This is a genomic window from Halalkaliarchaeum desulfuricum (assembly GCF_002952775.1).
Lineage (GTDB): Archaea > Halobacteriota > Halobacteria > Halobacteriales > Haloferacaceae > Halalkaliarchaeum > Halalkaliarchaeum desulfuricum.
Window position 1 is genome coordinate 972,598 of sequence record NZ_CP025066.1, and the last position, 16,079, is coordinate 988,676.

The 16,079-nt window shown below is 65.1% G+C and carries 14 protein-coding genes; 10 read left to right on the forward strand and 4 right to left on the reverse strand.

Annotated features, from left to right (window positions below):
• Positions 1 to 151 precede the first annotated feature (151 nt).
• The 4 genes from AArcSl_RS04840 (at position 152) to AArcSl_RS17020 (ending at position 6,587) form a co-directional block, all read left to right on the forward strand.
• Positions 152 to 2,386, forward strand: coding sequence for a universal stress protein (locus tag AArcSl_RS04840; protein WP_119815795.1), 2,235 nt, complete (start codon positions 152 to 154; stop codon positions 2,384 to 2,386).
• 284 nt (positions 2,387 to 2,670) lie between these two features.
• On the forward strand, positions 2,671 to 4,974 hold the full coding sequence (locus AArcSl_RS04845) for an amino acid permease (RefSeq protein WP_119815798.1): 2,304 nt from the start codon (positions 2,671 to 2,673) through the stop codon (positions 4,972 to 4,974).
• Between the two features lie 56 nt (positions 4,975 to 5,030).
• Positions 5,031 to 6,323, forward strand: a complete 1,293-nt coding sequence (locus AArcSl_RS04850) for a tRNA (N(6)-L-threonylcarbamoyladenosine(37)-C(2))-methylthiotransferase (RefSeq protein WP_119815801.1) — start codon at positions 5,031 to 5,033, stop codon at positions 6,321 to 6,323.
• 108 nt (positions 6,324 to 6,431) lie between these two features.
• Entirely contained in the window at positions 6,432 to 6,587 is a 156-nt protein-coding gene (locus AArcSl_RS17020) for a DUF7563 family protein (protein WP_193588503.1), read from the forward strand.
• 37 nt (positions 6,588 to 6,624) lie between these two features.
• Here the strand turns inward: AArcSl_RS17020 and AArcSl_RS04855 are convergent, their stop codons facing one another.
• Positions 6,625 to 6,840 carry a helix-turn-helix domain-containing protein gene (locus AArcSl_RS04855; RefSeq protein WP_119821730.1) on the reverse strand — a complete coding sequence of 72 codons (216 nt, stop codon included), beginning with the start codon at positions 6,838 to 6,840 and terminating at the stop codon, positions 6,625 to 6,627.
• Between the two features lie 230 nt (positions 6,841 to 7,070).
• Here AArcSl_RS04855 and AArcSl_RS04860 point away from each other — a divergent pair, with 230 nt between their 5' ends.
• The 3 genes from AArcSl_RS04860 to AArcSl_RS04870 all read left to right on the forward strand — a co-directional run bounded on the left by AArcSl_RS04860 (position 7,071) and on the right by AArcSl_RS04870 (position 10,144).
• Positions 7,071 to 7,607 carry a metal-dependent hydrolase gene (locus AArcSl_RS04860; RefSeq protein ID WP_161945909.1) on the forward strand — a complete coding sequence of 179 codons (537 nt, stop codon included), beginning with the start codon at positions 7,071 to 7,073 and terminating at the stop codon, positions 7,605 to 7,607.
• Between the two features lie 91 nt (positions 7,608 to 7,698).
• A complete protein-coding gene (locus AArcSl_RS04865; RefSeq protein WP_119815808.1) occupies positions 7,699 to 8,703 on the forward strand; it encodes a VOC family protein in 1,005 nt (334 codons plus the stop codon).
• 82 nt (positions 8,704 to 8,785) lie between these two features.
• On the forward strand, positions 8,786 to 10,144 hold the full coding sequence (locus tag AArcSl_RS04870; RefSeq protein ID WP_245883362.1) for a HEAT repeat domain-containing protein: 1,359 nt from the start codon (positions 8,786 to 8,788) through the stop codon (positions 10,142 to 10,144).
• 18 nt (positions 10,145 to 10,162) lie between these two features.
• Here the strand turns inward: AArcSl_RS04870 and AArcSl_RS04875 are convergent, their stop codons facing one another.
• A complete protein-coding gene (locus AArcSl_RS04875; RefSeq protein WP_119815814.1) occupies positions 10,163 to 10,576 on the reverse strand; it encodes a universal stress protein in 414 nt (137 codons plus the stop codon).
• 25 nt (positions 10,577 to 10,601) lie between these two features.
• Positions 10,602 to 11,201: a protein-L-isoaspartate O-methyltransferase gene (gene pcm, locus AArcSl_RS04880; protein ID WP_119821732.1), complete on the reverse strand. Its 600-nt coding sequence runs from the start codon at positions 11,199 to 11,201 to the stop codon at positions 10,602 to 10,604.
• Between the two features lie 110 nt (positions 11,202 to 11,311).
• On the opposite strand from pcm, the gene AArcSl_RS04885 reads away from it, so the two are divergent.
• Positions 11,312 to 13,006, forward strand: coding sequence for a phospholipase D-like domain-containing protein (locus AArcSl_RS04885; RefSeq protein WP_119815817.1), 1,695 nt, complete (start codon positions 11,312 to 11,314; stop codon positions 13,004 to 13,006).
• A gap of 35 nt (positions 13,007 to 13,041) precedes the next feature.
• On the opposite strand, the gene AArcSl_RS04890 is transcribed toward AArcSl_RS04885, so the two are convergent.
• A complete protein-coding gene (locus AArcSl_RS04890) occupies positions 13,042 to 14,946 on the reverse strand; it encodes a DHH family phosphoesterase (protein WP_119815820.1) in 1,905 nt (634 codons plus the stop codon).
• Between the two features lie 146 nt (positions 14,947 to 15,092).
• Between AArcSl_RS04890 and AArcSl_RS04895 the strand changes: the two genes are divergently transcribed.
• Both AArcSl_RS04895 and AArcSl_RS04900 read left to right on the forward strand, forming a co-directional pair.
• Positions 15,093 to 15,587: a Mov34/MPN/PAD-1 family protein gene (locus AArcSl_RS04895; protein ID WP_119815823.1), complete on the forward strand. Its 495-nt coding sequence runs from the start codon at positions 15,093 to 15,095 to the stop codon at positions 15,585 to 15,587.
• Entirely contained in the window at positions 15,584 to 16,069 is a 486-nt protein-coding gene (locus tag AArcSl_RS04900; RefSeq protein WP_119815826.1) for an adenylyltransferase/cytidyltransferase family protein, read from the forward strand. Before AArcSl_RS04895 ends, AArcSl_RS04900 begins: the two co-directional genes overlap by 4 nt.
• The last annotated feature ends 10 nt before the right edge of the window (positions 16,070 to 16,079 follow it).

Below are 16,079 nucleotides of genomic sequence, written 5' to 3' on the forward strand. Positions count from 1 at the left end.
GTTCCTGAAAGCGTACTGTATTATTATTGCGTTATATACGCGGACGGGTTCTTGACAACTACTCAGTTTCCACGATGTAAATGATAATTAGTCCAGTAATAAAGATAGAAATGCAAAGACACAAGTCACGAAGGCCGAGACAACCACGCATATGACGAAAGACCTCGAGCGGGACCTGGGTCTCGTGGCCGTCGTCGCCGTGTCGATGGGGGCGATGATCGGCAGCGGGATCTTCATTCTCCCCGGACTCGCGATGGCCGAAGCGGGGCCGGCAGTGATCCTCGCGTTTCTGGTGGCCGGAATCCTCGTGATCCCGGCCGCGCTGTCGATTTCCGAACTCGGGACCGCCATGCCCGAGGCAGGGGGCGATTACGTGTTTATCGAGCGGGGGATGGGTCCCGGCGTGGGGACGATCGCCGGACTCGGGACGTGGCTCACGCTACTCTTTAAGGGTGCGCTCGCGCTCGTCGGTGGGATGTACTATCTCGACGTCATCTTTGCGCTGCCCAATCTCACTGCGACGGCGGTCGTCCTCGCAACCGTGCTGATCGGGGTCAACCTGATCGGCGTGAAACAGACCGGACAGCTCCAGTCGTGGATGGTCGTGGTGATGGTCGCGATCCTCGCGGTGTTCATCTCGGTGTCGATCCTCCAGGTCGACGGCGCAAGCTACGATCCGTTCTTCACGGCCGGCGGGGAGGGCGTCATTAGCGCCATCGCGCTCGTGATCGTCTCGTATGCGGGCGTCACCAAGGTCGCAAGCGTGGCCGAGGAGATCGAAAACCCCGGCCGGAACCTCCCGCTTGGGCTTTTGATTTCGCTTGCGATCACGACGCTTCTGTACGTGCTCATCGTCTTCGTGCTGGTGGGTATCGTCGACGCCGAGACGCTTCGTGGGACGAACATCCCGATGGTGGTCGCGGTCGATCCCCTGTTCGGTACCCTGGGTGTCGTAGCGATCGTTCTGGCCGCCATCCTCGCGCTGATTTCCACGGCGAATGCGGGGATTCTCACCGCCTCGAGGTATCCGCTGGCGCTGAGCCGCGACGACCTGATCCCCGACGTGTTTTCGCGGGTACACTCGAATTTCCAGACCCCGCACATTGCGATCCTCGTCACCGGCGGAGTGATGCTGTTTATCATCATTTCGCTACCGGTCCAGGAGATCGCGAAGATGGCCAGCGCGTTCCAGATCCTGGTGTACGGGCTGGTGAACGCCGCGCTGATCGCGTTTCGGGAACGGGATCTCGAGTGGTACAGCCCCGACTTCAAGTCGCCGGGGTATCCGTGGGTTCAGCTCTTCGGGGTCGTCTCGGCCGCGTTCATCATCACACAGATGGATGTACTCCCACTCGTTGGGGCCGTCGGGATCACCGTGGTCGGCGGGCTGTGGTACCTCTACTACGTCCGTGGCGAGGTCGACCGCGAGGGGATCGCCGTCGACGCGGTCCGTCGGGAAGCCGGCAGGCAGTACGTCGCCGAGACGGAGCGAAAGATCGCCGAGCCGAAGGGCGACGAGATCATGCTCGCACTCCGACGGGACGTCAGCAGGCTGGAAGAAAACAGGTTGCTCGAGATCGCCGCGCCGATCGCCCGCAGCCGAAACAGCCGGATCCGTGTGATCAGATTCGACGAGGTTCCGGACCAGTATCCGCTGGACCAGGCCGTCGACCAGTCCGCCGAAGACGTCGAGTTCGAACAGCGAACCGACGAACTCGCCCGAGAGATCGACGCTCCAGTCGAAGTCGGCGAGATCGTCAGCCACGACACGAAGCACGCGATCGTGAACTACGCCGAGCGCGCGGGCGTCGATCTGATCCTCACGCGGGCCGATCCCGTGAGCCGGCTCCGGACGCTGTTCGGCCGGGACGCCGACTGGATCATGGAGCGGGCGCCCTGTGACGTGGCGTTCGTCCAGCTCGGGAAACTCGAGCGGATAGACGAGATCGCGATCGTCACTGACCGGAGCCCGTTCAACGACCCGCTGAAGGTCGAACTCGCTGACGCCATCGCTCAGCAGTCGGGCGGACGAATCCGGTTCGTGTTCCCCGCCGGTGAAGACGCCTCCGAACAGGTGCTCGATTCGATCCGGGCGTATCACGACGAGTTGAACGACCTCTGTAGTTCACCGGTCGAAGGCACCATCATCGAGGGGGAAAACGCACGACAACAGTTGATCGCCGAGGTCGAAACGGCCGACCTGGTGATGCTGTCGACGAAGACCCACAAGCTGCTCCCTGACCTGGTGTTCACGCGAGAATCCGACCGGATCGCGACCCGACTCGACCAGCCGGTCGTGATGGTCCATTCGAGCCGGTCCCGGCGGGCGACGTTCCTCGAACCGATCGTCGAACGGTTGCTGTTCAGGGAGGAGAACCGTGAGTGATGGCGACGGGAACGCCGTCACAACGCTGTCGAATCGCTTTTAACCTACTTGCCTTTATGAACAGAGACGTGACAGACGTTGTAGGGGGCTGTGCTCGCGTGACCGAGGCCGAAACAGTAACATGACTTCCGGTGGACAACCTCCACAGCAGGGTCTCCGCAAACTTCCGTCCGGACCTATTGAGACGAACACCGATCGAACAATGGACGCACGACACAGACTGCGGAAAGGCGACCGACGCACTGAAGCGGAATTCTGGAGCGCCGTAACCGAGGTGAGCGAGAGTGGCTGAAGAAGAACTGGCGAAGGACCTCGGTCTCCTGTCGGCGCTGATGATCGGGATCGGCACGATGATCGGAGCCGGAATCTTCGTGCTCCCGGGTCTGGCGGCACAGGAGGCGGGACCACTGGTCGTCGTCTCGTTCGTCATCGGGGGGATCATCGCGATGATTAACGCGCTGTCCGTCTCGGAACTGGGAACTGCGATGCCGAAAGCGGGCGGTGGGTACTACTACGTGAACCGCGCGCTCGGACCGATGTTCGGCTCGATCGCCGGGCTGGGCGACTGGATGGGACTCGCGTTCGCCTCCGCTTTCTACGCGATCGGATTCGGGCAGTATCTCGCCGAACTGTTGACGCTTCCCTCCATCCTCTTTTTGAACGAGATCCAGGTCGGGGCGCTTCTGGCGGGGATCGTCTTCGTCGGGGTGAACTACATCGGGGCGAAGGAAACCGGCGGCGTCCAGACGATCATCGTCCTGACGCTTTTGGCAATCCTCGGCGTCTTCGCGGTCGCGGGATGGCTCTCGTTCGACTATGCTGTCCTGACTGGCTCCGGCGGGCTCGTTCCCCTCGGCTACGGGGAACTGCTCCCCGCGACGGCCATCGTTTTCGTCTCGTTCCTGGGATACGCAAAGATCGCAACCGTCGCCGAGGAGATGAAAAACCCCGGTCGGAACCTCCCGATCGCGGTGATCGGCAGCGTCGCGTTCGTCACCGTCGTGTACGCGATCCTCGTCACAGTGATGCTCGGGGTCATCCCGTGGCCGGATCTCAGCATCGAGGCGCCGGTCGCCCAGGCTGCGCTCGTGGCGTTTCCCGAATCGATCGGGCCGATCCCGGGCGTCGCAGTGGCGGCAGCGACCGCGATGACGCTCGGTGCCCTGCTCGCGACCGCCTCCTCGGCGAACGCCTCGATCCTTTCGTCGGCCCGGATCAACTTCGCGATGGGCAGAGAGAAGATCGTCACCGACTGGCTCAACGAGATCCATCCCAGCTACTCGACGCCGTACCGGTCGATCCTGCTCACGGGAGGCATGATCATCGTCTTCATTGTGCTGCTCGGTCGAGACATCGAGATCCTCGCAAAGGCGGCGTCGGTGCTTCACCTGATCGTCTACGCGCTCATGAACACCGCGCTTATCGTGTTCCGCGAGGCCGACGTTCCGGATTACGACCCGGACTTCACCGTCCCGCTGTACCCGGTGACGCCGATCCTTGGGGCGGTATTGTCACTGGGATTGATCGGGTTCATGGACGGGATCGAAATCGCGCTCTCGATCGGATTCGTCCTGGCAGCGATCGCGTGGTACTTCATCTACGCCCGGAGACACACCGAACACCAGGGGTATCTTGGCCAATACATCAGCGAGCGCTCCGAGGAGTTCCCGGAGGCGGCTGTGTCTGCGGCCTCGAAAGTCGAACCCGAGCAGGCGAACTACCGGGTGATGGTACCGCTCGCGAACCCGCGGACGGCAAGCGACCTTCTCGAACTCGCCGCCGTAATGGCAAAGGCGCGCGACGGGGTCGTCGAGGCGGTACACATCGTCACCGTCCCCGATCAGGTTCCGCTGTCGGCCGGTGCAGAGCGACTCGAACAGCTCGACGTCGAATCCGAGCGCCTGCTTTCGAACGCGACCGAGGAGGCTGAGACCCTCGATGTCGACATCGAAACCCGAACCGTCATCTCACACAGGTCGTTCGAGGAAATATTCGATGCGGCGGAGACGGGCGAGGCAGATCTGGTCGTGATGGGGTGGGCCGATCAACCGTTCTGGTCGTCGGGTCGCGTCGAACGGGGATTAGACGAGCTCACGAGAAACCTCCCGTGTGACTTCCTCGTCATGCAGGACCGCGGGTTCGATCCGAGTCACGTGCTCGTCCCGACCGCCGGCGGGAGCGACTCCGATCTCTCGGCTGAGGTAGCCCAAACGCTCAAGGAGGAACGCGAGGCAACTGTCGAACTCCTGTACGTCGTCGACGACGAGGAAGAGCGTGCCGCCGGTGCACAGTTCCTGGGCGAATGGGCCCAGGAAAACGATCTCGGCGGGGCCGAGCTCACCGTCGACACCGGTGGCGACGTCCAGACGGCGATTGGGCGCCACTCCCAGGACGCCACGATGGTGATCATCGGGGCGACCGAACGGGGACTGCTCTCGCGGCTGCTCCGTGGATCGCTGGTGTATGGCATCGTCGACGAGGTCGACTGCTCGGTGTTGTTGTGTGAACGTCCTCGGCGTCGGTCGATCAGGGAACGGCTGTTCGGTCGCCGGTCCGACTCTGGCACTGACCTGGATTCCGAAGAGTAGCCACCAGCGCGATCCGTCGAACTTTTGCTCGTCCGTCCACAACGGACGGTACTCCGATGGCGACGTATCACATCGAGACGTACGGCTGTACGTCCAACCGCGGGGAGAGCCGCCGCATCGAGCGGGCGCTCCGGGACGGCGGCCACCGTCCGGCGGACGGCCCGGACGACGCCGACGTCGCCATCCTCAACACCTGTACCGTCGTCGAGAAGACCGAACGGAACATGCTCCGGCGGGCCGAAGAGCTCGCGGAAGACACTGCCGATCTGGTCGTGACCGGCTGTATGGCCCTCGCACAGGGGGATCTCTTCCGCGATGCCGGGTTCGACGCCGAAATCCTCCACTGGGACGAGGTGCCGTCGGCGATCCTCAACGGGGAGTGTCCGACGACGACCCCGGACACCGAGCCGGTGCTCGACGGCGTCGTCGGGATCCTCCCGATCGCTCGCGGCTGTATGAGCAACTGCTCGTACTGCATCACCAAGTTCGCGACCGGCCGGATCGACTCCCCGCCGATCGAGGAGAACGTCCGGAAGGCCCGGGCGCTGGTGCACGCGGGCGCAAAGGAGATCCGGGTCACCGGCCAGGACACCGGCGTCTACGGCTGGGACACCGGCGAGCGGAAGCTGCCGGAGCTGCTCGATCGGATCTGTGCGATCGACGGGGAGTTCCGGGTCCGGCTGGGCATGGCGAACCCCGGTGGAATCCACGGAATTCGGGAGGAGCTTGCGGACGTCTTCGCGCGCAACCGGAAGCTGTACGACTTCATTCACCTCCCTGTACAGTCCGGCAGCGACGAGGTGCTGGACGAGATGCGCAGACAGCACCGCACGGAGTACTTCCGGGAGATCGTCGAGACGTTCGACGACCGGCTCGACGAGTGGACGCTGTCGACGGACTTTATTGTCGGGTTCCCGACGGAAACCGAGGCGGATCACGAGCGGTCGATGGAACTGCTACGGGAGGTCCGACCCGAGAAGATCAATGTCACCCGCTTTTCGAAGCGTCCCGGCACCGACGCCGCCGAGATGAAGGGGCTGGGCGGTACGATAAAAAAGGAGCGGTCGAAGGCGATGTCCGAACTGAAGCGACGCGTCGTCGGCGAGGCGTACGAGTCGATGGTCGGGACCCGCCGGACGGTCCTCGCGGTGCGTCCGGGCACCGGCGACTCGGTGAAGTGTCGCGACGGCGCCTACCGCCAGATAATCGTCCAGCGGGCCGACGAACGCGGCGTCGAACCCGGCGACGTGTTCGAACTCGAAGTGACCGGCCACAACACGATGTACGCGCTGGGAGCGCCCGTCGACGGGGAAAAGAGCCGGTCGATCGGCGCAGCCGACGCCGTGTGATCCAGGGAAACGGACGGTAGCCGACAGCAAGCGAGCCGACGACCGACACTGCCGGAAGGAACCTCACAGGCACAAAGAATTATTACGTAAATTCGAATACGTCTACATATGCCCGAGTGCCAAAACTGTGGCTCGTTCGTCACCCGGTCGTACGCACGCGTGTTCACTCCGAACGACGTGGAGGATCCGCGCGCCTGTCCGAAGTGCGAGGACGTGGTACGCGAGGGCGCTACCGTCAGAAAAGCTCGCTCGAAGCGCCGTTAACGACGGTCGTCTCGATCGTTCTCGGCTCGATACAATCTCAGGTGAGGACGTACTCGTCCGTCCGCTGTCCGACGAGCCCCTCCTCCCGAAGCGTCTTCAGGATGCCGTACAGCGAGAGCTTCTTCATCCCGAGGTTCTCCTGGAGTTCGGTGATCGTCGCACTCCCGTGTGTGGACAGGTAGAGATACACCAACTTCGCCTGTGGCGACTGTAGCTCCGTTGGAACCTGCTTTGTCGGCCGCGAGGTCTGCATCATCGTTCGATGAAACGAGTTCGACGATAATAAACCCCCATTTCAACGTTTGTCGTAAACCTCCGATGGGCGTCCGTCTCGTCGCCACCTGGGTCCGAGGCAAGTAGAATACGCTACTCGAAACAGTCGACAGTCCCCCTTAAGTACCTGACGACAGCAGCCAGTCGTCTCCGTACTCAACCGGATCTACGACGCAGCCTATTTTCCGTTTCGCCCCCAATACGACCGACGTGCTTCCAGTCGTCCATCCGGGCCTCGCGTACCTCGTGTACACCGGCTGGACTCACCTGACCAGCGGGAGGCCTCCGGGGGGGTTGGCCACGCTTGCGCTGGTCGGCGGTGCACTCCTGCCGGATCTCATAGATCAGCCACTGTACTTCCTGTTACCCCTACCGAGTACCCGTACGCTCGCCCACTCGCTGCTCGTCGCAGTACCGGTGACCGTGGTCGTGGTCGTCGCAGTCCGGCGGTCTTCGCTTTCGAACACTGTCGGCAACGGATTTGCGATCGGGTATCTGTCACACCCCATCGCTGACGCGTTCTGGCCGTTACTGCTGGGAAAACACGCCGAACTCGGGTTTCTCCTGTGGCCGCTGACGGAATCGCCCGCATACGAGGGAGAGAAGGCACTGTTCGTCGTCGGCGACGTGACCGTGACCACGTGGTGGCCCGAACTCGGCTTGCTGGCGCTTGCAACGGTCGTCTGGTGGCTGGACGGGAAGCCCGGAATTACGGCCGTCGTCGAACTTCTCGAAGGGAGTCAGTGATCGACAACGGCGAGAGCGATGAGTGGGAGAAAGAAAGGTACCACGAGTGTGCCAAGGTGGATTGAAGTCGTTCCGACACGTATCCGCGGTAATGACTGGTCTGACGCCCACGCCCGGAATCCATCACGTCACCTGCATCGCCGGCGATCCCCAGCGGAACCTCGACTTCTGGGTCGAGACGCTCGGTCTCCGCCTCGTCAAGCGATCGGTCAACCAGGACGATCCCAGCACCTACCACTTCTTTTTCGCCGACGCCGAGGGTACTCCCGGAACGAGCATGACGTTCTTCCCGTGGGAAGACCTCTCGCAGGGGAAAATCGGCTCGGATCAGGTTGCACGGACCGCGTTCCGGGTTCCGGACGGCAGCCTCGACTACTGGGAGGATCGGTTCGACCGGCACGACGTCGAGTACGACGACCGCCTCGAGCGCTTCGGCGAGAGCGTCCTGCCGTTCCGGGATCCCGACGGACTGCCGGTCGAACTGGTCGAAGTCGAGATCCCGGCCGAGGATACCACCGTTCCCTGGACCGAGTTCGTCCCAGAGGAGGCAGCGATTCGGGGGTTCCACTCGGTGACGCTGTGGCTCGCGGATCCGGAACCCACCGAAGAACTGCTCGAGACGATGGGTTTCGAGGAGACCGGCACCGAGCAAGCGCAAGGGGACGCGCCCGGCGACGAGCGGACACGGTTCGCCGCGACGGGACCCGTCGGCAGGTACGTCGACATCCTCCCGACGATCGAGGGCGGCCGACCTGGGCACGGAACCGTCCATCACGTGGCGTTCCAGACCCCAACCGACGCCGACCAGGAGGCGATGCGCTCGGCCGTTCAATCTGCGGGGCTCAGGCCGACCGCACAGATCGATCGCCACTGGTTTCGGTCGGTGTACTTCCGGGAGTTCGGGGGGGTCCTGTTCGAACTCGCCACGAACGGCCCCGGATACGACAGCGACGAATCCCTCGAGGAACTCGGCGGACGTCTCGTCCTCCCCGGCGAGTTCGAACACCGCCGGGATGCCATCGAGTCCGACCTCCCTGACGTGACGGTTCCCCGCGCGGAGGCGGCAAAAGCCGAGGACAGCGCCGAGGGGACCTGAAACCCCGCGCGGCGAGCCGTCACCGGCCGGGCGCGACGGCAAGCGAAACGCCCTTATGGATGTCACGCAGATTTCCCGTTATATGAGCGAAGACGCCGATGCGGGCGAGGACGCCGACGCGGCGGAGGGAACCGACGCGGACGGGGGCGAGGAGGAACCGGAACTCATCGGGGAGCTCCGCGAGCGACTCGACGACGTCGAAGCGGCGCTCGAGGCCGCGGAGACGGAAGACGACCTCGACGACGTGGAGGCCGACCTCGACGGAGTCGAAAGCGACCTCGACGACGTCGAACTTCCCGAAGAGGAAGGCGAAGAGGGGGACGACGACGAAGACGACGGGCCGTCCCCGGTCGAGGAACTCGAAGACCGGATCGCCGACCTGCGAGACGGGATCGAGAACGCCCGCGGGCCGTACGGCGAAGACGTCGTCGACGCCGTCTCCGGAGCCCGGTCGACGCTTTCGAGCACCCGGTGGACGGAAGACGGCGTTCCCGAAGTCGAGGCAGCCGTGTCGGCGTTCCTCGAGGCGGTCGGCGAGGCGCTCGACGCCTCCTTCGAGATCGACGGCGACGCAGAAACTGACGCCGAAGAGGGCTCGGGGGGCGCGCTCGTGGCCGCACTCCAGTCCGTCGAGGGGGCGGTCGAAGACGCCGGGCTCGACGCCGACGAGGACGCCGAGACCATCGCGTCGCTGCTCGAAGCGGTCGAGGAGCTGGAGGCCGGGCTCGAAGACGCCGAGGAGTGGAGCGACCTCGAGGTCAGAGACCAGCTCGCAGCCGAGGGGTACTACGACGTGCTGGGCCACTACAAGGACTTCCCCGTCGAGTGGTCGGCGCTCAAGGAGCACGAAATGCGCGGCAACGTCGACATGGTGCTGCTCGCGTTTGATTCCCTCCAGTCGGACTACATGGAGGAACACTGCCTCGAGGCGCTCGAACGGATGGGCCGTACCGCCGCCACCGACGAAGCGATCGAGGAGATGCTCGGGCTCGCGAACCGGCGGAACCACGACGCGATCCGTATCCTCGGGAAGATGCGCGCAACGGAGGCCGTCGACACGCTGGTCGAGTACGTCGAACCCGACAACGACACGAAGCTACAGAAGGTGACGCTGAAGGCGCTGGGCGAGATCGGCTCCCGGGAGGCGGTGCAGCCGATCGCGAACCACCTGGCGGCGGGGGAGGCCGATGTCCGTCCGGTCGCCGCGCGTGCGCTCGGACTCATCGGCGACACGCGGGCGATTCAGCCGCTGTCCGAGACCCTCGAGACCGACGACGACGACACCACCCGGGCCGCCGCTGCGTGGGCGCTCAGACAGATCGGCACCCGCGAGGCGCTGGAGATCGCCGCCGAGTACGACGACGAGCGCTCGTTCCTCCTCCAGACGGAGGCCGAAAAGGCGCAGGCGACGCTCGGCGACGAAGCCGAACCGACCGCCTGAAGCTGCGGCCCCGGCTCCTCATCTGACGACCGTCACCGGGACGGGCGAGCGACGAACCACCTTCTCCGCGACGCTTCCGAGGAGTACCCGCGCGGCGCCGGTACGACCGTGGCTACCGATGACGACCTGATCGATCCCCTCGAGGTCTGCGTACTCGACGATTACCCGCGCCGGACGCCCGAACGCGAGTTCGGTCTCGACGTCGACGCCGCGCTCGTCCCCCAGGCGCTTTGCGTCCTCCAGCAGTTCCTCCGCGTCCGCCTGGACGGCCTCCATCGCCGCGTCGATGTTGCCGAGCCCCCCGGCGATGACGCTCCGCTGGGGATCCAGCACGTGCAACACCAGAAACTCCGCGTCCGGATGCTCCGCGTACGCGAGTTCCAGTGCCTCACGCGACGGGTCTGAGTCGTCTATCGGAACCAGGATCGCCATACCGCTGGTTGGGCGGCTGCGGTAATCAAACGTCCGGGCCCTGCATGGTGACGAACTGGACGGGGCCACAGTCGAGCCGATCGAGCGATCCGTCCCGGAGCTTCTTTGCCAGCACGAGCCGCTGATCGGCGAGGCCGATCGGCGCGAGGAGCAACCCCTCGGACCGGACCTGCTCGACGACCGCGTCGGGAAACGACCGATCGGCACAGGTCAGATACGCCCTGTCGTAGGGCGCGTGTTCGGGCCAGCCCTCGCGTCCGTCCCCCACGCGGATCGACACCGCCCCGTATCCCAGCTCCGTGAGTCGTTTGCGGGCGGCGTCGGCGAGTTCGGCGTCGATCTCGACCGTGTAGACGTTTCCGGCGCCGACGATCTCGGCGGTCACCGCGGCGTGGTAGCCGCAGCCGGTGCCGATCTCGAGCGTTCGGTCCCCCGAGGAGAGCGCGAGATGATCGCACATCTCCGCAACGATCCCCGGCGCGGTGATCGTCGCCCCGCCGCCGATCGGTAGCGGCCGATCCGCGTACGCGAGATCGCGCCACCGCTCCGGGACGAACTCGTGGCGCGGAACCGCCCGGAGGGCGGCAGCCGTCGTCTCGAGTTCGGGATCGATCGCCTCGACCATCCGTTCCCGTGCTGATTCGAACTCCACAGTGGGAACACGGGTGCTGGAAAATAAGCGCTTGTGCCGATGCCCTCCCGCCACTTATCTGCGATACCGAGCCAGCACCGGCCATGGCTTCCGGAAACGTCGTCCCGACCCAGTCGACCGATATCGGTCCACCACCGGTCGTCGCTGTCGTGGTCGTGTGGCTCCTCGCTGCTGTGCTGTTCGGGGCAGTTCCCACCGTTTCCGGAACCCCAGCGGCAAATGAGACGGTCGAAAACCGCACCCCGGACCCCACGGGAGACGACGCTCGGATCCTCGAAGCGTATCCGAACCCGCACGCGGATGGCGATCCGGGGGAGTACGTCGTGCTGGCGGTGCCGACCGAGGGGAACTGGACGCTGACCGACGGGACGACGACCGTCGAGGTACCCGACCTGACGGGACGGTTCGCCGTCTCGACCGAACCGGAGGTCGCGGCCGAGCACACGAACGACCCCGTTTACGGCCTCGAGGGGCGGCTCCAGTTGGCTGACGCCGGAGAGACGCTGACGCTTTCGGAAAACGGAACGGCGAAAGACGAAATCTCGTACGGACGCGCCCCCGCAGGCGCCCGGTGGCTCCGCGGAGACGGCGAACTGGTTCGGGAGCCGGACGCGGACGGCGGATGGCGCGCGGACGGGTTCGACCCCCGTGAGCCGAAGACGTTCGAGGACATCTCGGGACGGGCGTTCGTCCTGCCCGACGCCCCGGACGAGCCAGTTGCGCCGATCCGCGAAGCCGACGACCGGGTGTATCTCGCCGCCTACACGCTGGAGTCCTGGCGGCTCGCCGACGCGCTGGCCGCGGCCGCCGATCGCGGTGTGACCGTGCGAGTGCTCCTCGAGGGGAGCCCGGTCGGCGGCGCCACGGAGACGCAGGCCGCGGTGGTTCGGTTCCTGGACCGACGGGGGATCGACGTTCGGGTGCTCGACGGCGAGTACACGCGATATACGTACCATCACGCGAAGTACGCCGTCGCCGACGACTCGGTGGTGGCGCTCACGGAGAACTGGAAACCCTCCGGAACCGGCGGGGCGTCGAACCGAGGGTGGGGCGTCCGCGTGGACGATCGGGACGTCGCCGCGGCCGTGGCGTCCGTGTTCGAACACGACTCGGGATGGCGTGACGCCGTCCCCTGGGCGCAGTACAAATCCGACGCGACCGTACGCGAGGGTACGACGACAAACGGAAGCTACCCGGACAGGTTTCCGGCGGCGGAGTTCGACGACGCCTCCGTCAGGCTGCTTCTGGCGCCCGACAACGCCGAGTCCGAACTCGAGACGATGATCGACGACGCCGACGACCGGGTCGCAGTCGTGGTTCCACGGACGGGCGGCGCCGACTACCGGCTCGTGGAGGCGGCGATCGGCGCGGCCGAGCGCGGTGCGACGGTCAGGCTGCTGCTTTCGGGCGCGTGGTACGACCGGGAGGAAAACGAGGCGCTCGTCGAGGAGTTGCGCGGGCTCGACGTCGCCGGGGGCGATCTCGACGCCCGGATCGTCGAGCCACGGGGGCGGTTCGACAGGATCCACGCCAAGGGAACTGTCGTCGACGACACCGCCGTGGTCGGCTCGCTCAACTGGAACGACCACGCCGGGTCGCGGAACCGGGAGCTACTGATTGCGGTGGGGAACCCGGCGATCGCGGAGTTTTACTGGCGCGTCCTCGCGGCCGACTGGCACGGCGGGAGCTTCCGGACGCCCGTCGGGCTGCTGGGTGGATTCACAGTCGTAACACTCACAGGAGGTGAAATCGCCAGGCGACGGGTTCGCTTCTTCTGACCGGAGAATCTCCGCGCTTTCGGAACCGAACGCTCCTACTCCGGCGTCGCCGCCGACGAGAGCGCCTCGTCGAGCTCCGCGTCGGCCATCTTCTCCACCAGCGCGTCGATCACTTCCGACCGCCGTCCCTTCACGAACTTGATGGAGCCGACGACGAGATGGCCGCCGCCGGAGACTCCGCTTCCGGGGAGTTCCTCGTTCAGCTCGGTCACCATCTGCGGGATGTCGAGTCTGACGCCGTCGGACCGGAGCACCGCGAAGTCCGGCCCGTAGCCGATCGTTATCACCGGCTCGCCGGTTTCGGTCACCTTCCTGTCGTGGAGGTTGCCGGTCGTTTTGCCCGGTGCCGGGTAGGTGAACCGGTGGGCGAAGTTGTCGAGGTCGACGCGATAGAGGTGTGCGCCGGAGGCGAGTCGCTCGTGTTCCACGTGTGGCTCGAGTGCCGCGAGCTGTTTGTCGACGTCGCGTCGGGACCGACTCGAAAGGAACTCCACGAGTTCCCGGTGACGTTGTTCGTCGTCACAGCCGACGTTGAGCGCGTCGTTGACCAGCGTCTCGCCGTCGCTGTACCGCAGCAGGTGAGCGGCGTAATCCAGCGCCTCACTGATGTCGACCAGCGCGTCCCGGTCGTATCCGGCGTCGGCTGCGAGGGCGATGTACTCCTCCATCGCCTCCGCGCGCGACCGATCGGAGATTCCGGCGACTGCGGGGACGTGCTCGAGGTCGTCGCCGACGTCTGCGACGAGCATCCGGGCGAGTTCGACACACATCATCCCTGTCGTGATCCGGTAATCCTCCCCGTGGAGATACGGGTTTACGTGGGCGTCAAGCAGCGGCTCGACCGCCTCCGGATCCGGGTGGTGGTGGTCGACCACCGCGATCGGGATGTCGTAGTGTGCGAGGTTCTCGTAGGCGGGAACGTCCTCCTCGGTGGAGCCGTTGTCGAGCATCAAAAGCAGCGGCAGCTTCTGTCCGTGGCGGGCGCGCCCCTCGAGTGCAAAGTTGAGGTCGCGGGTGACGTCCTCCATCTCGTAAAACGGCGCCTTGCTCGGCAGCCGCTTGAACAGATGTCTCGGTGCGTCGGGGTCGCCGTGGACGTCGCGAACGAACGCCTCCAGAGCGTGCTGAACCGGGATCGCCGCGCACATCCCGTCGCCGTCCGCGTGGTGACGCACCCGGATCGGCCGTCCCTCGAGAACCGTCCGGCGGAGGAGACTGGCGAGCTCCCGGAGGTCCTCGCGGATCGGCTCGAACGCCTCCCACTCGACCAGCGGCTCGACGTCGATCGGCTCGGCCCGTTCGTCGATCCGTTCCTCGACGGTTTCCGTCACCTCGTGAGCCCGTTCGTCGGCCAGCGCGGACAGTTCGTCGACCTCGACCTGCCGGCTTCCCTGGTGGTTCTCGACGGATCCGGCGATCCGGACCGGATCGTCGACAGCGACGTCGGGATACGCCCGCACGCCCGCCTCCTCGAAGGCCGCACAGGGGACGATTCCGGTGCCGTCGTTGACGTGGAAGATCGTCGGTCCGTCAGTCTGTTTGATCTGGACGACGAGCCCCTCGATCGTCACCTCGGCGCCGGGAGAGAGCATCTCGACGTCGGTGATTTCCGGCTCGTGCTCGATTGCTTCCGTGCGGTAGTCGTCCGGATCGACGACATCGAAGGCGACGTCCCCGTTTTCGCGAACTTCCTCGAGTTCGACGATCAGTCGGTCGCCGACCTCGTAGCGCTCATCGAGGTTCGACTCGTGGATCAGGCCGGAAACGACGTCGGAGACGTCGACGAACACGCCGTAGTCGACGACGCCGTTGACGACGGCGTGATAGTAGGCGCCTTCCGAAACGTCCTCGAGCGTACAGTTCGGCGAGAGATCGTACACAGTCGGTGCGGAACTCGAATCGTCCCGCTCGCCGGAAATCCCGGCGATTTCGTCTGTCATGTCACGCGATATGGCGGTGACAGGGGTAAGCGTTATTATCCGGCCGTACGGCGGGGGCTCCGCGACGGATCGCGTCAAGGATCCGTCGGAGGCAACGACGGAACGGGTCCGGAATCCTTAGGAGGCAACGACCCCGAAGAACGTACATGCGTCTGTTCCGGTCGCGCGAACTCCTCGGGATCGCCCGGGAGACAATGGAGTTCATCCTCGAGGCGTGCGAGGAGACACATCCCAACGAGTACATGGGCTTTCTCCGCGCCGATGACGCCCGCAAGCTGGGTCTCGACCGGGACGGACAGGTGATCACCGACGTGCTCGTCATTCCTGGGACCGTCTCGAACCCGATGAGCGCGACCGTGAAGACCAACATGAAGCCAAACGACATCCGAAGCGTCGGCTCGGTCCACTCCCACCCGAACGGCGTGCTCCGCCCGAGCGACGAGGACCTCATGACGTTCGGGCAGGGTCAGGTTCACATCATCGTCGGCGCACCGTACGGCTGGGGTGACTGGCGGGCGTTCGACAACGAGGGCGAACAGACGAAACTCGACGTGATCGACGTCGAACTCCCCGAAGAGCAGTTCTTCGACTTCACTCAGGAAGACATCGACGCCGAGATCCGGGACGAGGAGTACCGATGACCGCCGGAAGTGATTCCGGGGAGGAAGCCGAGGCCGACGACGACGGCGACCTCGACCGGGTCGTCGCCCAGGGAACGTTCGACCTGTTGCACCCCGGCCACGTCCACTATCTCGAGGACGCCGCGACGTACGGCGACGAGTTGCACGTCATCGTCGCCCGGCGGGAGAACGTCACCCACAAGGATCCTCCCGTGCTCCCTGACCGCCAGCGCCGTGACGTCGTCGCCGCCCTCTCGGTCGTCGACAAGGCCCACCTCGGACACCCCGAGGACATCTTCGTCCCGATCGAACGGATCGATCCCGACGCGATTGTACTGGGCTACGACCAACACCACGACGCCGACGCCATCCGGGAGGCGCTGCGCGACCGGGGGTTCGGCTGTCGGGTGGAACGGGCCACCCGCCGTTCCCCGCAGTACGAGAGTGAAATCCTCTCGAGTACCGCCATCGTGGATCGGATCATCGACGAGCGGTGTCCCTGAGACAGAAGGC

What these genes read in the sequence shown, in the direction of transcription:
- AArcSl_RS04855 (WP_119821730.1), bottom strand. Translation starts at nt 6,840, where the DNA reads ATGCAGACCTCGCGGCCGACAAAGCAGGTTCCAACGGAGCTACAGTCG.
- AArcSl_RS17020 (WP_193588503.1), top strand. Translation starts at nt 6,432, where the DNA reads ATGCCCGAGTGCCAAAACTGTGGCTCGTTCGTCACCCGGTCGTACGCA.
- AArcSl_RS04885 (WP_119815817.1), top strand. Translation starts at nt 11,312, where the DNA reads ATGGCTTCCGGAAACGTCGTCCCGACCCAGTCGACCGATATCGGTCCA.
- AArcSl_RS04875 (WP_119815814.1), bottom strand. Translation starts at nt 10,576, where the DNA reads ATGGCGATCCTGGTTCCGATAGACGACTCAGACCCGTCGCGTGAGGCA.
- AArcSl_RS04840 (WP_119815795.1), top strand. Translation starts at nt 152, where the DNA reads ATGACGAAAGACCTCGAGCGGGACCTGGGTCTCGTGGCCGTCGTCGCC.
- AArcSl_RS04865 (WP_119815808.1), top strand. Translation starts at nt 7,699, where the DNA reads ATGACTGGTCTGACGCCCACGCCCGGAATCCATCACGTCACCTGCATC.
- AArcSl_RS04890 (WP_119815820.1), bottom strand. Translation starts at nt 14,946, where the DNA reads ATGACAGACGAAATCGCCGGGATTTCCGGCGAGCGGGACGATTCGAGT.
- AArcSl_RS04850 (WP_119815801.1), top strand. Translation starts at nt 5,031, where the DNA reads ATGGCGACGTATCACATCGAGACGTACGGCTGTACGTCCAACCGCGGG.
- AArcSl_RS04870 (WP_245883362.1), top strand. Translation starts at nt 8,786, where the DNA reads ATGAGCGAAGACGCCGATGCGGGCGAGGACGCCGACGCGGCGGAGGGA.
- pcm (WP_119821732.1), bottom strand. Translation starts at nt 11,201, where the DNA reads ATGGTCGAGGCGATCGATCCCGAACTCGAGACGACGGCTGCCGCCCTC.
- AArcSl_RS04895 (WP_119815823.1), top strand. Translation starts at nt 15,093, where the DNA reads ATGCGTCTGTTCCGGTCGCGCGAACTCCTCGGGATCGCCCGGGAGACA.
- AArcSl_RS04900 (WP_119815826.1), top strand. Translation starts at nt 15,584, where the DNA reads ATGACCGCCGGAAGTGATTCCGGGGAGGAAGCCGAGGCCGACGACGAC.